Below are 16,393 nucleotides of genomic sequence, written 5' to 3' on the forward strand. Positions count from 1 at the left end.
GGCGTCAGGTGAGGTCGGTCAGGCGTGCGGGAGCAGCTGCTCGGCGATGGCGGTGCGCAGGTCGCGCTTGCTGGTCTTGCCCACCCCGGTGGCGGGGAAGGCCGCGACGGCGACGACCCGGTCGGGCACCTTGTAGGCGGCCACCCCGCGGGCGGCGAGGAAGGCCGCCAGCACTCGTCGGGTGAGGGTGGTGGGCTCCACCTCGGCGCGGGGCACCACGAAGGCGCAGGTGCGCTCGCCCAGCATGGCGTCGGGCATGGCCACCAGGGCCGCGTCGTGCACGTCGGGGTGGGCCAGCAGGTGGTTCTCCACCTCCTCCGGTGCCACCTTCTCCCCGCCGCGGTTGATCTGGTCCTTGGCCCGGCCCTCCACCCGGACGTGGCCGGTGTCGGTGACGCTGGCCAGGTCGCCGGTGCGGTAGAAGCCGTCGGCGGTGAAGGAGCGGCGGTTGTGCTCCTCGGCCCGGTAGTAGCCCTGGATCGTGTAGGGCCCGCGGGTCAGCAGGTGCCCGGTGGCGCCCACCGGAAGCGGCTGGTCGTGGTCGTCGACGATGCGGAGCTCGTCGTCCGGGGAGATCGGCCGGCCCTGGGTGGTGACGACGAGCTCCTCGAGATCGTCCAGGCGGGTGTAGTTGACCAGGCCCTCGGCCATCCCGAAGACCTGCTGCAGGGTGACGCCGAGGGTGGGCCCCACCCGGCGGGCGGCGCTCTCCGGCAGCGGGGCGCCGCCGATCTGCAGCACCTGCAGGCTGGACAGGTCGTGGCTGCGGGCACCGCCGTCCACGGCCTGCAGCCACACCAGGGCCAGCGGCGGCACCACCGCGGTGATGGTGACCCGCTCGCGCTCGATGAGCGCGAAGGCCACGTCCGGGCGCCCACCGTCGGCCAGCACCACCCGTCCGCCGACGCAGAACACCCCGAAGCAGCCGGGCGAGCTCATCGGGAAGTTGTGCGCCACCGGCAGCACCGCCAGGTAGACGGTGTCCGCGTCCAGCCCGCAGATCCGGGCGCTCTCCCGCAGCGTGTACAGGTACTCGTCGTGGGTGCGCGGGATGAGCTTGGGCAGGCCGGTGGAGCCGCCGGAGAGCTGCAGGAACGCCACGTCGGTGGAACGGGGGCCGGCCACCTCGGCCAGCACCTCCTCCGCCGCCGCCAGGCTGTCGGCGTAGCAGTCGGCCAGCGCGGTGAGGTTGCCGTGCGCACCTGGCGCGCCCACCACCAGGACGTGCTCCAGGGTGGGGCTCTCGGACAGCAGCTGGGCGGCCAGCGGGCGCAGGTCGGCACCGTCCACCTGGTCACCGAGCACGTAGGCCCGGGCCTCGGTGTGCGCGACGAAGTAGCTGATCTCACTGCCGCGGTGGGCGGGCAGCGCGAACACCGGCAGCGCCCCGAGCCGGTACAGGGCGAAGCAGACCTCGAAGAACTCGGTGCAGCTGCCCACCTGCACCACCACCCGGTCCTGCGCTCCGATCCCGCGGCGGTGCAGCCCCGCGGCCAGCCGCTGGGAGCGCTCCTGCAGCTCGGCGTAGGTGGTGCGGCGCTCGCCGTCGACCAGGGCCACGCGGGCGCCGTGGGCGTCCACCTGCTCGTGCAGCAGGTCGGTGAAGGTCTGCCCGGTCCAGTAGCCGGCGGCCTGCCAGCGGGCCACCTCCGCCGCGGATCGTTGCACGGCGCCGGGCAGGTAGCCGCTCACAGCGAGTGCTCGATCCCGAGCGCGGTCAGCATGGTCTGGAACTTGGCGCCGGTCTCGGCCGCCTCGGCCGCGGGCGTCGAGCCGGCGACCACCCCGGCGCCGGCGTACAGCCGCATCCCAGTGCCAGCGGTCTCCGCGCAGCGGATGGCCACCGTCCACTCGCCGTCGCCGTCGGCGTCCACCCAGCCCGCTGCACCGGCGAACAGGCCGCGGCCGAAGGGCTCGAGGCGCTCGATGGCCGTGGCAGCCGGGGCGGGCGGCAGCCCGCAGACCGCCGGGGTGGGGTGCAGCGCCACGGCCAGGTCCAGCGCGGTGGTGGCCGGGTCGGCCAGGGTGCCGGTGATCCGGCTGGCCAGGTGCCACATCGATGCGGTGCCCACCACCACCGGGGTGGGCGTCACCAGCGTGGTGGTGCACAGCGGGCTCAGCACCGCGGCGACGTCGTCGGCAACAATGGCGTGCTCGTGCAGGTCCTTGGCCGACACCAGCAGCGCCTCGCAGCGGCGGCGGTCCTCCACCGGGTCGCTGCTGCGCGGCGAGGACCCGGCCAGCGGGGTGGCGGTGACGGTGGTGCCGGCGCGGGAGACCAGCAGCTCGGGGCTGCACCCGACGAAGGCGGTTCCAGCGCGGGTGGGCACGGCATAGGCGTAGCCGGTGTCGTCGCCGCGCAGCAGTGCGCGCAACAGGGTGGGCACGTCGATGGGGGTGTCGCCCCGCACGTCCAGGGCGCGGGCCAGCACGATCTTGTCCAGCGTCTCCGCACCGATGAGCGCCAGCCCCTCGGCCACTGCGCTCTCGTAGTCGGCGACGGCCGGCACCGGGCGCACCTGCCAGTGCTGGTCCACCGCAGGTGCGGTGACGGGCGCGTCCAGCGCTGGGTCCACCGTCCACAGGCGCTCGGGCACGAACAGCTCGGCGGGCTCGGCGGCGGAGAACGGGATGGCCCCCACCACGGTGCCCACCCCACCGCGGTCGGCGGCCGCGCGGGCCGCAGCCGTCGCGACCCGGCCGAGGGCGGCGCGCGCCGTGTCGGCGGGCAGCTCGGTGTGGCGTCCCCTGGCCAGCAGGCAGCGGCGGGCGGAGCGGAAGAACAGGTCGTCGGCGGTGTAGGTGTCGAGCAGGTCGGCGCAGGTCCGGGGCTGCTCGGCCACGGAGCCGGGGTTCCGCGCGGGTGCTGCGGTGGTGGGCTGAGGCACGAGGGTCCTTTCGGTGCAGGGCGGTCGTCAGCTGGCGAGCGAGGCGCCGCCGTCGACCCGGAGGTCGTGCATGGTGATGTGGGAGGCGGCGTCGGAGAGCAGGAAGACGACGGCCTGGGCGACGGCCTCGGGATCAGCCACCCGGCCGAGCGGGATGCCGATCTTGTGCTGGGCGAGGGTGCCCTCGACCAGGGCGTCGGGCCCGGCGCCGTCGAGCATCCGACGCAGCATCGGGGTGTCGGTGGACCCGGGAGAGACCACGTTGGCGCGCACCCCCGCCGCCGCGAGCTCGAGGCCGAGCACCTTGGTGTACATCGCGGCTGCGGCCTTGGACGCGCAGTAGGCCGCCATCCCCACCCGGGGCACTGCGCCGGCGTTGGAGCCGACGGTGACGATCGCGCCGGTCCCCCGCCCCGCCATCCGTTGCCCGACGGCGCGACTGACGTGCATGACGCCGGTGGTGTTCACCGCGAAGGTGGCCGCCCAGCTGTCGTCGTCGAGCTCCAGGGCCGGGCTGCTGGCGTGCAGCACCCCGGCCACGTTGGCCAGCATTGTGATAGGTCCCAGCTCGTCCTCGACGAGTGCGATTCGCTGCTCCACGTCTTCTGCACTGGTGACGTCGAGAGCGACGGAATGCACCCGGCCGGACAGCTCGGCCGCCATTTCTGGCGGCTCTCGATCGCCGGCCACGACAATGGCGCCGGAGTCGGCGAGCGCCCGCACCACGGCGCTTCCAATGCCGCCCGCCGCGCCCGTCACCACCGCCAGCGGACGGGGTGCAGCGACGCGAGCCTGACCAATCATGTTGGGCTCCAGCTCCTGTGCGGTCGGCGCCGCGCTCGGCAACGAATGGGTAACAGTCAGAGGTTAGGCTAACCTAAACCGACGCGAGCGTCCATTCCCGCCGAGGGAGTGCACTGAGGACCCCGCCGCACCGGTGTTTCTGCCGGAGCGTCACCCGCCCGCAACGAAGAGCCCGCCGCGCGGCGGCACGGGGCCGTGGTCGCGCGGCGGGCAGGTGAGGTCACTCAGCAGAGCGGCGGCCCGGATCGAGCCGCCCTTCAGACGGTCAGCTCGCCCATCTCCGACCAGCTGGTGCCGTCCACCTCGACGTTGATGATCTCCGGTGTCTTCACCAGCAGCGGCTGCATCAGGGTCATCGCGTCCTGGAAGTGCTGCGAGCTGACGTGGGCGGAGCCGGCCGGACCGTCGCGGAAGGCCTCCACCAAGACGTACTGGTCGGGGTTGTCCACGCTGCGCGACCAGTCGAACCACAGGTTGCCGGCCTCGGCGCGGGTGGCTTGGGTGAAGCCGTCCACAGTGCTGATCCACTGCTCGCTGTGCTCGGGCCGGACGGTGAACTTGACGACGATGAAGATCATGAGGACATCGTCGTCGGCGCGCGCCCCGATCGCCAGTCGCGGGGGACCTAGCGCCGGCCGTACCGGGCTTCGTAGGCCTCGCGGTCAGACTGGTGCAGCGCCGCCGCCCTCGCTGACTGCAGGTCCGGGGGGAGGCCGTTCATCTCCAGCCGGCGCGCACGGTTCTGGTCCATGTACGACACCGTGTAGAAGGTGCTCAGCAGCAGCGCGAGCAGCACCATCAGCGCCCGCACCCAGAACGGGCCGGGAAAGAGCAGGAACACCACGAAGATGGGCGAGTAGGCCAGCTCGGACCGCAGCACGTGCCTGATCGCCGCGTGCGGGCCGGTCAGGTCGTGGCGGACCCAGTCCCGCAGCTCGGCCGGCAACGGTCGGCCAACCATGTACGTCAACCACTGCCACACGGTCGGTCGACGGCGCGCCTCAGTCATCACGTCTCCATCGTCCCACCAGGTCAAGCACGGGAGCGATCAGGCGGACAGCTGCTCCGCCTGGCGGTCGGTGTCGAGCTCCAGCTCCGCGGCGGTGGTGGAGTGCACCGTCTTCAGCAGCTCGGGGTGCTCGGCCAGCTTCTTGCCGTAGGAGGGAACCATGGTCTCCAGCTGCGGCTTCCAGCCGTCGATCTTGTCCGGGAAGCACTGCGTGAGCAGCCGGATCATCACCGGCACCGCGGTGGAGGCACCCGGAGAGGCGCCCAGCAGGGCCGCGACGGTGCCGTCGGCGGAGTGCACCAGCTCGGTGCCGAACTGCAGCACCCCGCGGGTCTCGGTGCCGGGCTTGATCACCTGCACGCGCTGACCGGCGGTGACCAGCTCCCAGTCCTCGAGCTTGGCGGTGGGCACGAAGTTCTGCAGGGTCTTGAGCCGCGCCTTGGGGGTCTGCAGCAGCTGGCCGATCAGGTAGATCACCAGGCTCAGGTTGTGCAGTGCCACCGAGAGCATCGGGATGAGGTTGTTGGGCTTCACCGAGGACGGCAGGTCCAGGACGGAGCCGTTCTTCAGGAACTTCGGCGAGAAGCCGGCGTAGGGGCCGAACAGCAGGTCGCGCTGGCCGTCGATCACGCGGGTGTCCAGGTGCGGGACGGACATCGGCGGGGCGCCGACCTCCTCCTGGCCGTAGACCTTGGCGTGGTGCTGGGCCACGACCTCGGGGTTGGTGCAGCGCAGGAAGCGGCCGCCGACCGGGAACCCGGCCAGGCCCTTGCCCTCGGGGATGCCCGACTTCTGCAGCAGGTGCAGGGCACCGCCGCCAGAGCCGATGAACACGAACCGGGCCGAGACGGTCTTGCGCTCGCCGGTGCTGAGGTCCTTGACCGTGACGCTCCAGCCACCCTGGGGGCGACGCTTGAGGTTGCGCACCTCGTGGCGCACCTGCACCGACGCGCCGGACTCCTCCAGGTAGCTGATGAGCTGGCGGGTCAGGGCGCCGAAGTTGACGTCGGTACCGGTTTCCACCCGCGTCATGGCAATGGGCTCAGAAGGGTCGCGGTCGACCATCATCAATGGCGCCCACTTGGCGATGATCTCCGGGTCCTCGGTGTACTCCATGCCCTCGAACAACGGGTGGTCATGGAGCAGCTCATAACGCTTGCGGAGAAAGGCGACGGACTTTTCCCCGCGCACGAAGCTGTTGTGCGGAACGGGGTTGATGAACTCCTTGGGCTTGCTGATCAGGCCACTGTCGACCAGGTAGGCCCAGAACTGCTTGGAGACCTGCAGCTCCTCGTTGATCGAGAGCGCCTTGGTGATGTCGATGCTGCCGTCGGGCTTCTGCGGCGTGTAGTTCAGCTCGCAGAGGGCGGAGTGTCCGGTGCCGGCGTTGTTCCAGGCGTCAGAGCTTTCCTGCGCAACAGCATCCAGCCGCTCGTAGACGGAGATGGACCAGTCCGGCTGCAGCTGCTTGATCATGGCGCCCAGCGTGGCGCTCATGATTCCGCCGCCGATGAGAATGACGTCCTGGTCTACGTCTGCCTCGGTGCCCGTGGTGTTCTGCATCTTGCCCTCCGCGTTGTCCAGGCGCGATGCTCAGCGTTGTTCCTCGCGCAGCACAGCAGCGTGCGAAAAGATCGTGACGACGCCAACACCTTCGTGCCTGCTTTACGTTCTAGCCCGTGGCGGCAAACGGTCAGAGCTCTCCCAGGAGAACAACTGTTGCCTGAAGTAAAGGCTAGTACAGGCGTGCCAGCAGGTCACCCCGAAGGGGGATGACTCCGGTCACACCAATGGTGACCCAGGCCACGACGCCGCGTTTCGACAACGGCTTCCCGCGAGGTGTCGCGCAAGGCTACCTCGGCGTTCTCACGACCCGAATCCGGGGTCCCCGAGGTGCCGGGTGAGGTCGGCCAGCCCGTCCCCGTCAAGGTCGAGCACCTCGGTGTCGAGCACGCCGTCACCGTCGGTGTCGGAGAACAGCCGGTCAGGTCGGCCGGTGTCCTGGCCGTGCACCAGCACCGTGTCGGCGGTGCCGTCCCCGCTGGCGTCCACCACCAGGTCGTCGTCGCGGCCGTCCCCGTCGTGATCCACCGACGCAGCCTCCGGCACGCCGTCGCCGTCGAGGTCCACCTCGGTCGCGCTCCAGCGCCTGGCTCCGGAACCGTCCACCCACCGCAGGCCACCCGGCGCAGGCACCGGCGCAGCGGGTGGCGGGGGGCCGGCGCCTTTCCCGTTCCAGGTGCCCAGCCCGGTGGGGTCGGTGTAGAAGTGCTCCGGGCGGCCGTCGTCGTCCAGGTCCAGCCCGGCGGTGTCCGCGACGCCGTCGCCGTCGGAGTCCCAGAGCACGTCATCCACCCGGCCGTCGCCGTCGAAGTCCAGCGCCACTGCGTCGGCGGGCCCGTCGCCGTCCAGGTCGCGGTCGGCGGCGGAGTCCCACACCCGGGGTGGGCCCGCGCCGGTGCCGAAGGAGTACCTCACCCGGGTCCGACGTCGCGCTGACCTGCCCGGTTCCGGGGGCTGACCTCCGGGCCCCGTCAGACTCCCGCAGCGCGACGGGCGGCCCGGGCAGCCCTGGCGGCGCCGGAGGCCGCGACCGCGTTGCGCAGGTAGGGCCAGGCCAGCTCCGGCGGCACGCCCCCGCAGAGCGGGTCGAGCACCAGGGGCACGCCACCGGCGATGATCTCCTGGGCCTGCAGCGGCGTCACCACCCGGTAGGCGCCACCTGCCTGGCGCAGCTCCTCCACGCTCGTTGCGCCGGAGAGGCTGGTGATGGTGGAGCGGTTGGGACGGTGGGCGTTCCACTCCGCGTATGCGGACGCGTCGTGCAGCAGGTAGGGGCCCAGCTCCGCCCAGCCCCGCTCCACGTCCTCGGTCACGAACACCGCGGTGGGCATGGCGGGGTCGGTCAGCACGCAGCCCGCCGGAGCGACTCCGCATCGGAGGGCCTCCTCGGTGTACACCCGCTCCAGCTCCGGGTCGCCGGTCTCGGCGAACAGCGCCATCCCGAAGCGGGCGGCGCGGCGGGCGGCGGCGTGCGAGTGGCCGCCGTAGCTGAGCACCGGCCCGCCCGGGGTGTGCGGCAGCGGACGCACCCGGACGGGTCCCCGGGTGGGATGGGTGAACTCCTCGCCGGTCCAGGCCGCGCGCAGGATGGTGATGGCCTCCTCCATCTGCGCGCCGAGCCCGGTGGGAGCCACGCCGAACATGGCGCGCTCCTCGGCCCGGTAGCCCAGGCCCAGCACGTAGCTCACCCGCCCCTTGCTGACCAGGTCGAGCACCGCCATGTCCTCGGCCAGCTTGACCGGCTCGTGGTGCAGCAGCAGCAGGGCCATGCACAGGATGGGGATGCGCTGGGTGCGGGCGGCGACGGCGGAAGCCAGCACCAGCGGGGAGGGGAGGTAGCCGTCGAGGCTGGCGTGGTGCTGAGGCAGCTGGATGCCCAGGGTGCCGCGCTGGCCGTCGAGGTACTCGGCCATGTCCAGCGCCGCCGCGTAGTACTCGGCGGGAGCAGGCCCGTCCAGGCCGGCGGGAGCTCGCATGGCCAGGCGGGTCATCAGCATGACGGTCGTCCTCAGGGCTCCGGGGCGGTGCGCACGACGGTGCGGCACTGCACCGTTGCGGTCTGTATAGCACCGCGCGGGCACCGCTGGCGGACGACGCCGCGGGCTAGTCGGAGCCGAGCACGCCCTGTTCCCGGGCCCAGGTCAGCAGCGCCTGCTCCGCCTCCTCGCGCGGCAGCGGACCACGCTCCAGGCGCAGCTCCTTGAGGAAGCTCCACGCCCGGCCCACCACCGGCCCGGCCGGCACGCCGAGCAGCTCCATGATCGCGTTGCCGTCGAGGTCCGGACGCACCCGCGCCAGGTCCTCCTCCTCGGCGATCCGGGCGATCCGCCGCTCCAGGTCGTCGTAGGTGGCCTGCAGCATCGCCGCCCGGCGCTTGTTGCGGGTGGTGGAGTCGGCACGCACCAGCTTGTGCAGCCGGGTCAGCAGCGGACCCGCGTCGGTGACGTAGCGCCGCACCGCGGAGTCGGTCCACTCGCCGCGGCCGTAGCCGTGGAAGCGCAGGTGCAGGAAGACCAGCTGCGCCACGTCGTTGACCATCTGGTTGGAGTGCCGCAGCGCCCGCAGCCGCTTGCGGGTCATCTTGGCGCCGACCACCTCGTGGTGGTGGAAGCTCACGCCGCCGCCGCCCTCGTGCTTGCGGGTGGCCGGCTTGCCGATGTCGTGCAGCAGCGCGGCCCAGCGCAGCACCAGGTCCGGGCTCTCGTGGTCGGGGTCGGCCTGCTCCAGGTCGATGGCCTGCTGCAGCACGGTGAGCGAGTGGGCGTAGACGTCCTTGTGCTGGTGGTGCTCGTCGATCTCCAGGCGCATGGCCGGCAGCTCGGGCAGCACGTGGTCGGCCAGCCCGGTCTCCACCAGCAGGTCCAGCCCCTCCGCGGGGTGCTCGCCCAGCAGCAGCTTGTCCAGCTCCACTCGCACCCGCTCGGCGGTGATCCGGGTGATCTCCCCGGCCATGTCGGTCATCGCCGCGCGCACCCGGTCCGCGGGCGCGAACCCCAGCTGGGCCACGAAGCGGGCGGCCCGCAGCATCCGCAGGGGGTCGTCGGCGAAGGACTCCTGCGGGGTCTGCGGGGTGTCGAGCACCCCGGCCAGCAGGTCGTCCACCCCGTTGAAGGGATCGACCAGCTCGGAGTGTTCCCCGACGCGGACGGCCATCGCGTTGACGGTGAAGTCTCGCCGCGCCAGGTCGTCGTGCAGGCTGGAGCCGTAGATCACCTCGGGGTTGCGGCTGACGCGGTCGTAGGCGTCGGCGCGGTAGGTGGTGATCTCCACCTGCTGGCCGTCCTTGGCTGCGCTGACGGTGCCGAAGGCGATGCCGGTGTCCCACTGGTTGTCGGCCCACCCGCGCAGCAGCTCCTGCACCGTCTCCGGCCGGGCGTCGGTGGTGAAGTCCAGGTCGGAGCTGAGCCGGCCCAGGATCGCGTCACGGACGCTGCCCCCCACCAGGTACAGCTCGTGGCCCGCGTCGGCGAAGCGCTCGGCCAGCGGGTTGACGACGCCGGAGAGCGCGCCGATGGTCACCGCGGCACCGGCCAGCAGCCGAGTGCGCCGGTCGGCGTCCTCGGAGGAGGGGTCAACAACGTCTGCAGGCACGGGAACCCATCTTAGGGCGGCGGCGGGCGAGGCCACCGCCGCGTCTCGCCACGGCAACGCGGTTGAGCGGAAGGAGAACACCCGCGCACTACCATCGCTTGCATGCCCACTCCTGCCGACGCTGCCGGTGGCGCGGACCACTCCTCCGGCCGCGCACGCAGGAAACCGCAGCCGCCGACGAACGGGCCGCGCTCGGGCTCGGCACGGCGCGCCCCGGGCCCACGGATGCGCACGGTGGACGAGACCTCCGCCGGCGGCCTGGTGGTGGCGGGCCTGGACGGTCCACCGCAGCAGCGGGAGGCGGCACTGATCGGACGCACCGACCGGCGCGGACGGCTGCTGTGGTCCCTGCCCAAGGGGCACATCGAGGCTGGTGAGACCGCGGAGCAGGCGGCGGTGCGCGAGGTCGCCGAGGAGACCGGCATCATCGGTGAGGTCATCGCCCCGCTGGGCAGCATCGACTACTGGTTCGTCACCGACGGCCGCCGGGTGCACAAGACGGTGCACCACTTCCTGCTGCGCTTCCTGGGCGGCGAGCTCTCCGACGAGGACCTCGAGGTGACCGAGGTGGCCTGGGTCCCGCTGGCGGAGATGGACTCCCGCCTGGCCTACGCCGACGAGCGGCGGCTGGTGCGCACGGCGGATGCGGTGATCTCCGACTTGAACGGCCGATGAGCCGGCGGTACCGCCCGCTGGCTGTGGCCGTTCTCGCTGTCCTGCTGGGTTGCGTGGCCCTGCTGGGGGGTCTGGCCTCGGCCTCGGCGGCCGGACGGGAGGCCGCCGCGGCGATCGAGCAGGTGCCCTCCGTGCCCAACCCCCAGTTCGTCAGCCTGCAGGTCGACACCATCAGTCCCAGCACCGTCACCACCGGCACGCCAGGACCGGTGACGGTGACCGGGTCGGTGGTCAACGACGGTGACCGGGACGTGCGCCGGGTGCAGGTGCGCCTGCAGCGCGGCGCGGCGATCGACTCCTCCGGCCAGCTGCGCACCGCCCTGCGGTCCAGCCCGAGCGAGCTGGTGACCCAGGCTCCCTACGTGGACCTGGTGGAGGTGCTCCGACCAGGCGAGTCCGCGCCCTTCTCCCTCACCCTGGGCCTGACCGGCGACCTCACCACCAGCCTCGCCCTCACCGAGCCAGGGATCTACCCGCTGCTGGTCAACGTCAACGGGATCCCCGACTTCGGCACCCGCGCCCGCCTGGACGAGGGGCACTTCCTGCTTCCGGTGCTGAGCCTGCCCCCCACCCCCGGTGCCGTCCCGGTGCTGCCCTCTCCCGCACCGGCCCCGGCCCCGACGGGCGTCACCGTGCTGTGGCCGCTGGCCGACCACACCCGGGTGGTGGCGACACCGCTGGGCGCCCCCGCCCGGCTGAGCAGCGACGACCTGGCGGCCTCCTTCGTCGACGGTGGTCGGCTGGCGGGCCTGCTCTCCGCCCTCGAGCAGGGCACCACCCCCGTGGCCGACCCGACCGGCGCAGCGCGCACCAGCACCTGCCTGGCGATCGACCCCGACCTGCTGGTCACCGCCCAGACCATGGTCCGCGGCTACGAGGTGCTCGACGACAACGGCGCCGTGCGCCCGGGCACCGGTGGCGCGGCGGCCGCCGGCTGGCTGGAGCGGCTGACGTCCGTGGCCAAGCAGCGCTGCGTGATGGCGATGCCCTGGGCCCAGGCCGACCTCAACGCCCTGAGCCGGGCGTCGCTGGACGAGCTGACCACCACGGCCGTCAGCACCGGCCGCGAGACGGTGGCCAGCATCCTCGGGCTGCCCTCGCTGCCCAACGTCGTCTGGCCCACCGACGGGCTGCTCGCCGACCGGACCGCGAGCACGCTGCGCGGGCTGGGCACCACCGCGGTGCTGCTGGACCGGGACAACGTCAGCCAGCCGGGGGAGACCGGGGCCGCGGTCGACGCCGCCACGGTGGAGCTCACGGCCGGCTCCACCACCCTGTCCGCCGTCCTGGTCGATCCCACGATCACCACCGCGCTCGGCGCCACCTCCCGGGACGACCCCGCCCGCCTGCAGGACGCGCTGGGTGCCCTCACCTGGCCCGCGCTCAACCGGGCGCAGGCCGGCAGGGCCGGGGTGAGCCCGACGGCGGCGTCCGCGGCGGCGCTGCTCACCCCGCCCCAGGTCTGGGAGATCGACGAGCAGGGCGCCCGGGCCGTGCTCGCCCAGGTGGGGGCGCTGACCCAGGCCGGGCTGGCGACGCCGACCGCCCTGCCCACCCTGCTGAACCAGGCCAAGGGCTCCGCGGCCGACGGGGCGCTGAGCTACCCGGTGCAGGCCTCGGCCGCCGAGCTGCCCGCCACCGTCACCTCCGACATCGCTGCGCTCAGCGCGGAAATCCGCGGCTTCCGGGGCGCGCTGGTGCAGGACGCGCAGGGTGGCCTCAGCCCCGATGACCTGCTCGCGCCGCTGCGCCTGGGACTGCTGCGCGGGGCCCCCGCAGCCGACGGCCTGACCACCCGGGAGCGCACCAGGGTGGAGGACCAGCAGCTCGGCGCCGTGCGCGAGCTGCTGGGCCAGCTGCACGCCAGCGTGTCGCTGCAGGCACCGGGAGGGACGTATACGTTGGCCTCCGCCCAGAGCCCTCTACTGCTGGTGGTGCGCAATGATCTGCCGGTCGCGGTGAACGTGCGCGTGCGCGCCACGGGACCGCCCGGGGTGGACGTGACCGACATCGGGGTGCAGGAGCTGCCGGCCCGCAGCGGCCGCCAGCTCCAGGTGCCCACGTCGGTCAACCGCACCGGGCAGTTCGCCATCGACGTGTCGCTGGCCACCGACACCGGGCAGGCACTGGGTGAGCCGGCCCGTCTGCAGGTGCAGTCCACCGCGTACGGTCCCGCAACAGCCCTTGCCACCGCCGCCGCGGCCCTCGTCCTGGTGGCCCTGGTGGCCCGCCGCTTGTGGCACCGATTCCGCGGCCAGCCCGACCGCGCCGACGAACCCTGGGTGAAGCAGTGAGCACGCAGCCCGAGACCAGCCCCTCCACCGCGAAGGAGAGGGTGGCTCCCGCCGCACAGGCCACCGACCTGTCGGAGAACAGCGACGCGGGCCTGCTGCGCAACAGCGGGTCCCAGGTCATCCCCACCCTGATCAGCCGGATCACCGGGTTCCTCAAGGTGGTCGCGCTCGCCGCCACCATCGGCCTGGAGGCGGCCGCCAGCTCGTTCACCGTCGCCAACACGCTGCCCAACATCATCGCCGAGCTGGTGCTGGGGGCGGTGCTCACCAGCATCGTCGTGCCGGTGCTGGTGCGCGCCGAGCGCGAGGACACCGACGGCGGCAAGGACTTCACCCGACGGCTGATCACCATCGCCGGGGTGGTGCTGGTGGTGGCCACGGTCGTGGCCATGGCCACCGCGCCGTGGCTGGTGCGGCTGTTCATCGACTCCGACGGCGAGGTGGACCCGCGCCTGGCCACGCTGTTCGCGCTGCTGCTGCTGCCGCAGATCCTGTTCTACGGCCTGGGAGCGCTGTTCGGGGCGATCCTGAACACCCACGGGGTGTTCGGCAAGGTCGCCTGGGCCCCGGTCCTCAACAACGTGGTGACCCTCGCCGTCATCGTGTTGTACCACTTCACCCCCGGCGACCTCGAGGTCTCGCTGACCAACCCCAAGCTGCTGGTGCTCGGCATCGGCACCACCCTGGGCATCGTCGCGCAGGCCCTCTACCTGGTGCCCTCCCTGCGCCGCGCCGGCGTGGACCTGCGCCCGCGGTGGGGGCTGGACACCCGGCTCAAGGCCTTCGGCGGGATGGCCGTGGCGGTGCTGGCCTACGTGCTGATCAGCCAGGCCGGCTTCATCGTCACCAACCGGGTGGCCTCGCAGCACGACCCCGGTGGACCGGTGCTGTTCGCCAACGCGTGGCTGCTGCTGCAGGTGCCCTACGGTGTGCTCGGCGTCTCGCTGATCACCGCGATCATGCCGCGGATGAGCCGCGCGGCGGCGGCCGACGACACGCCCCGGGTGATCGGCGACCTGTCGCTGGCGTCGCGGCTGTCCACCGTCGGGCTGCTGCCGATCATCGCCCTGTTCACCCTGCACGGCACCACGCTGGGCGTCGCGCTCTTCTCGCTGCGCGGCACCGAGGCGGCGGTGGAGAACGCGTCCCGGCTCGGCGCCACCGTCGCCGTCTCCGCGTTCGGGCTGCTGCCCTTCGCCATCGGCCTCGTCCAGCTGCGGGTGTTCTACGCGCGCCAGCAGCCGTGGATCCCCACCGTGCTGATGGTCTGCCAGGTGCTGTTCCGGATCCCGCTGATGCTGTGGATCCCGCCGGGCATCGAGGACGACCAGGTGGTGGGCTGGCTGGCGTTCACCAACGGCCTCGGGTTCCTGGTGGGCGCCCTCGTCGGGGGCGTTCTGCTGCGCCGGCAGATGGGCAACCTGGAGACCAAGGCACTGCTGCGCACCATCCTCACCGTCGGCCTGGCCAGCGCCGTGGGGGTGGCGGTGGACTTCCTGGTCTCGCTGGTGCTGCCGCTGCAGGCGGTGGAGGACTCCTTCGGTGCGCTGGCCGGCGCGCTGGTGTCGATGACCGTCCACACCATCCTGATCCTGGGTGTCGCCTACGCCGTGCTGCTCGTGCTCCCGCTGCCGGAGACCGAGGGTCTGGTCAACGCCATCTGCGCGCGGCTGCCCGCGCGCTTCGTCACCGGTGTCCTCCGGCGCAAAACCCCAGAGGCTCAACCGGACCCGGGTGACGCGACGCTGTCCGAGGCGATGCTTCTGCCGCCGGTGCCCACCAGCTCGCTCCCGTACCCTTACCCGGTAGCGACCAGCCAGGACGACCCCAACGACGGAGGTGGTGCAGTGCCGGACCACGCCCTGCACGGCCAACGACCCGACCAGCAGCGCGCCAGCGCCGACGCCCCCACCGTCGCCACCCCGGCAGCGCGTCGCTCTGTGCGCGGTCCGCGCCTGGTGCCCGGCGCCGCCGTCGCCGGGGGCCGCTACCGCCTCCTCGCCGAGCACGGCGAGGCCGGCACGCTGCGGTTCTGGCAGGCCAGGGACACCGTGCTCGAGCGGGACGTGGCGCTGACCTTCGTCGACGCCGACCAGTCGCAGGTGGGTGCACCCCGCCCGGCCGCCACCGCGGAGGAGGGCCCGCAGGCGGTGCTCACCCGCACGCTGCGGCTGGGACGGCTGGACTCACCCGGCCTGGCCCGGGTGCTCGACATCGTGCGTGGCAGCTCCGGCGGCATCGTGGTCGCGGAGTGGACCAAGGGCCGCTCGCTGGCCGACGTCGCCGCCACCACGCCGCCCGCCGTGGGTGCCGCCCGCTCGGTGCGGGCCCTGGCCGGCGCCACCGAGGCTGCGCACCGGGCCGGCACCGTGCTGGGCCTCGACCACCCCGACCGCATCCGGATCAGCACGGCCGGAAACGCCGTGCTGGCCTTCCCGGGCATCCCCGCCACCGCGACACGCCAGGACGACGTGGCTGGCCTGGGCGCGATCCTCTACGCCCTGGTCACCGACACGTGGCCGCTGGCCGCCCCTGGCGCGCCGCAGCACCGCAACGACGACACCATCGGCGGGCTGCCCACCGCACCGCGCCGGGACGACGGCACGGTGCCGCCGGCCCGAGAGGTCCGCGACGGTGTTCCGTTCGAGATCTCCGCGCTCATCGAGCGGGCCCTGCAGCCGCACAGCGGCATTCGCTCGGCGGCTGCGGTGCAGACCGTGCTCGACCAGGCGGCCGTCCTGGACCAGCGCACCGACTACATGCCTGCCCTGGACGACCGGACGCTGGCGGACTACCGGGGCGAACCGAGCCCGGTGGAGTCTCCGCTGGAGTACGACCTGCCCACCCCGGCACCCAGCGCCGCGCCGCGCACCAACCGGCCGCGCGGCGCGGTGGCCGCGCCCACCCGGCGGCAGGCGCGCTCGCGCAAGCTGGTCGCCGCGCTCGTCGCGCTGGCCGTCGTGGCCCTGGTGATCGTGGCCTACCTCGCGAACCTGGCGGTCTCGGCGTTCAGCGGCAGCGATGCGCCGCTGCCCAGCCTGAGCCTGCCCGGGGTCTCCTCCAGCGCCACCCCCAGCGCGGTGGCACCGCCTCCGGCGCCGAGCGCCACCCCGCCGAGCAGCACTCCGGTGCAGCCCACCGCGGTGTCGGTGTTCTCCCCGCAGGGCACGGCCGACAACGCCGGCGGGGCGGCACGCGTCATCGACGGCAACCCGGCCACGCAGTGGACCTCCGACCAGTACCTGCAGCAGTTCCCTGCCCTCAAGCAGGGCCTGGGGCTGCTGGTCACGCTGCCCGAGGCCGGCCGGCTCACCTCGGTGGCGATCGACTCGCCCAGCGACGGGACCGTGGTCGAGATCCGCTCGGCCACCTCGGCCACCCCCACCCTGGCGGGCACCCGGGTGCTCAGCACCGCCACCCTGCAGGCCGGGCGCACCGACGTCGCGCTGCAGAACGCACCCGCCACCCAGCACGTGCTGGTGTGGGTCACCAGGCTGGGTGGATCAGGGGCCTCGCTCAGCACCAAGATCAGCGAGATCACGTTCCAGAAGAGCGGGTGAGCGGGGGCG

Annotated in this window: 12 protein-coding genes; 3 read left to right on the forward strand and 9 right to left on the reverse strand. The window is 72.8% G+C overall.

Going from position 1 to position 16,393, the window contains the following annotated elements:
- Positions 1-18 precede the first annotated feature (18 nt).
- The 9 genes from AC3YO9_RS04535 to AC3YO9_RS04575 form a co-directional block, all read right to left on the reverse strand.
- On the reverse strand, positions 19-1,692 hold the full coding sequence (locus AC3YO9_RS04535) for a (2,3-dihydroxybenzoyl)adenylate synthase (RefSeq protein WP_489982275.1): 1,674 nt from the start codon (positions 1,690-1,692) through the stop codon (positions 19-21).
- Entirely contained in the window at positions 1,689-2,888 is a 1,200-nt protein-coding gene (locus AC3YO9_RS04540; protein ID WP_489982276.1) for an isochorismate synthase, read from the reverse strand. The genes AC3YO9_RS04535 and AC3YO9_RS04540 overlap by 4 nt, the downstream gene beginning before the upstream one ends.
- 27 nt (positions 2,889-2,915) lie before the next feature.
- Positions 2,916-3,692: an SDR family NAD(P)-dependent oxidoreductase gene (locus AC3YO9_RS04545; protein WP_489982277.1), complete on the reverse strand. Its 777-nt coding sequence runs from the start codon at positions 3,690-3,692 to the stop codon at positions 2,916-2,918.
- Between the two features lie 257 nt (positions 3,693-3,949).
- Entirely contained in the window at positions 3,950-4,270 is a 321-nt protein-coding gene (locus AC3YO9_RS04550) for a putative quinol monooxygenase (protein WP_127784524.1), read from the reverse strand.
- A gap of 47 nt (positions 4,271-4,317) precedes the next feature.
- A complete protein-coding gene (locus AC3YO9_RS04555; protein ID WP_127784525.1) occupies positions 4,318-4,701 on the reverse strand; it encodes a DUF5313 family protein in 384 nt (127 codons plus the stop codon).
- Between the two features lie 39 nt (positions 4,702-4,740).
- A complete protein-coding gene (locus AC3YO9_RS04560) occupies positions 4,741-6,264 on the reverse strand; it encodes a malate:quinone oxidoreductase (protein ID WP_489982278.1) in 1,524 nt (507 codons plus the stop codon).
- Positions 6,265-6,567: 303 nt separating this feature from the next.
- Complete coding sequence (locus AC3YO9_RS04565; RefSeq protein ID WP_489982279.1) at positions 6,568-7,179, reverse strand: pullulanase; 612 nt, start codon at positions 7,177-7,179, stop codon at positions 6,568-6,570.
- 56 nt (positions 7,180-7,235) lie between these two features.
- Entirely contained in the window at positions 7,236-8,261 is a 1,026-nt protein-coding gene (locus tag AC3YO9_RS04570; RefSeq protein WP_489982280.1) for an LLM class flavin-dependent oxidoreductase, read from the reverse strand.
- Between the two features lie 106 nt (positions 8,262-8,367).
- Positions 8,368-9,855: a CCA tRNA nucleotidyltransferase gene (locus AC3YO9_RS04575; protein ID WP_241249442.1), complete on the reverse strand. Its 1,488-nt coding sequence runs from the start codon at positions 9,853-9,855 to the stop codon at positions 8,368-8,370.
- 102 nt (positions 9,856-9,957) lie between these two features.
- Here AC3YO9_RS04575 and AC3YO9_RS04580 point away from each other — a divergent pair, with 102 nt between their 5' ends.
- The 3 genes from AC3YO9_RS04580 to AC3YO9_RS04590 are packed head-to-tail and all read left to right on the forward strand — an operon-like array spanning position 9,958 to position 16,384.
- Positions 9,958-10,530, forward strand: coding sequence for an NUDIX hydrolase (locus AC3YO9_RS04580; protein WP_127784528.1), 573 nt, complete (start codon positions 9,958-9,960; stop codon positions 10,528-10,530).
- Between the two features lie 23 nt (positions 10,531-10,553).
- The gene (locus tag AC3YO9_RS04585) at positions 10,554-12,824 is read left to right on the forward strand and encodes a DUF6049 family protein (RefSeq protein ID WP_489982281.1); all 2,271 of its coding nucleotides are present in this window, start codon (positions 10,554-10,556) and stop codon (positions 12,822-12,824) included.
- Complete coding sequence (locus tag AC3YO9_RS04590; protein WP_489982282.1) at positions 12,821-16,384, forward strand: lipid II flippase MurJ; 3,564 nt, start codon at positions 12,821-12,823, stop codon at positions 16,382-16,384. The genes AC3YO9_RS04585 and AC3YO9_RS04590 overlap by 4 nt, the downstream gene beginning before the upstream one ends.
- Positions 16,385-16,393: the final 9 nt, after the last annotated feature.

The organism is Rhodococcus sp. Z6_132 (assembly GCF_058133635.1).

Coding starts and splice junctions, on each gene's coding strand:
- AC3YO9_RS04545 (WP_489982277.1), bottom strand. CDS start 3,692: ATGATTGGTCAGGCTCGCGTCGCTGCACCCCGTCCGCTGGCGGTGGTG.
- AC3YO9_RS04550 (WP_127784524.1), bottom strand. CDS start 4,270: ATGATCTTCATCGTCGTCAAGTTCACCGTCCGGCCCGAGCACAGCGAG.
- AC3YO9_RS04555 (WP_127784525.1), bottom strand. CDS start 4,701: ATGACTGAGGCGCGCCGTCGACCGACCGTGTGGCAGTGGTTGACGTAC.
- AC3YO9_RS04560 (WP_489982278.1), bottom strand. CDS start 6,264: ATGCAGAACACCACGGGCACCGAGGCAGACGTAGACCAGGACGTCATT.
- AC3YO9_RS04570 (WP_489982280.1), bottom strand. CDS start 8,261: ATGCTGATGACCCGCCTGGCCATGCGAGCTCCCGCCGGCCTGGACGGG.
- AC3YO9_RS04580 (WP_127784528.1), top strand. CDS start 9,958: ATGCCCACTCCTGCCGACGCTGCCGGTGGCGCGGACCACTCCTCCGGC.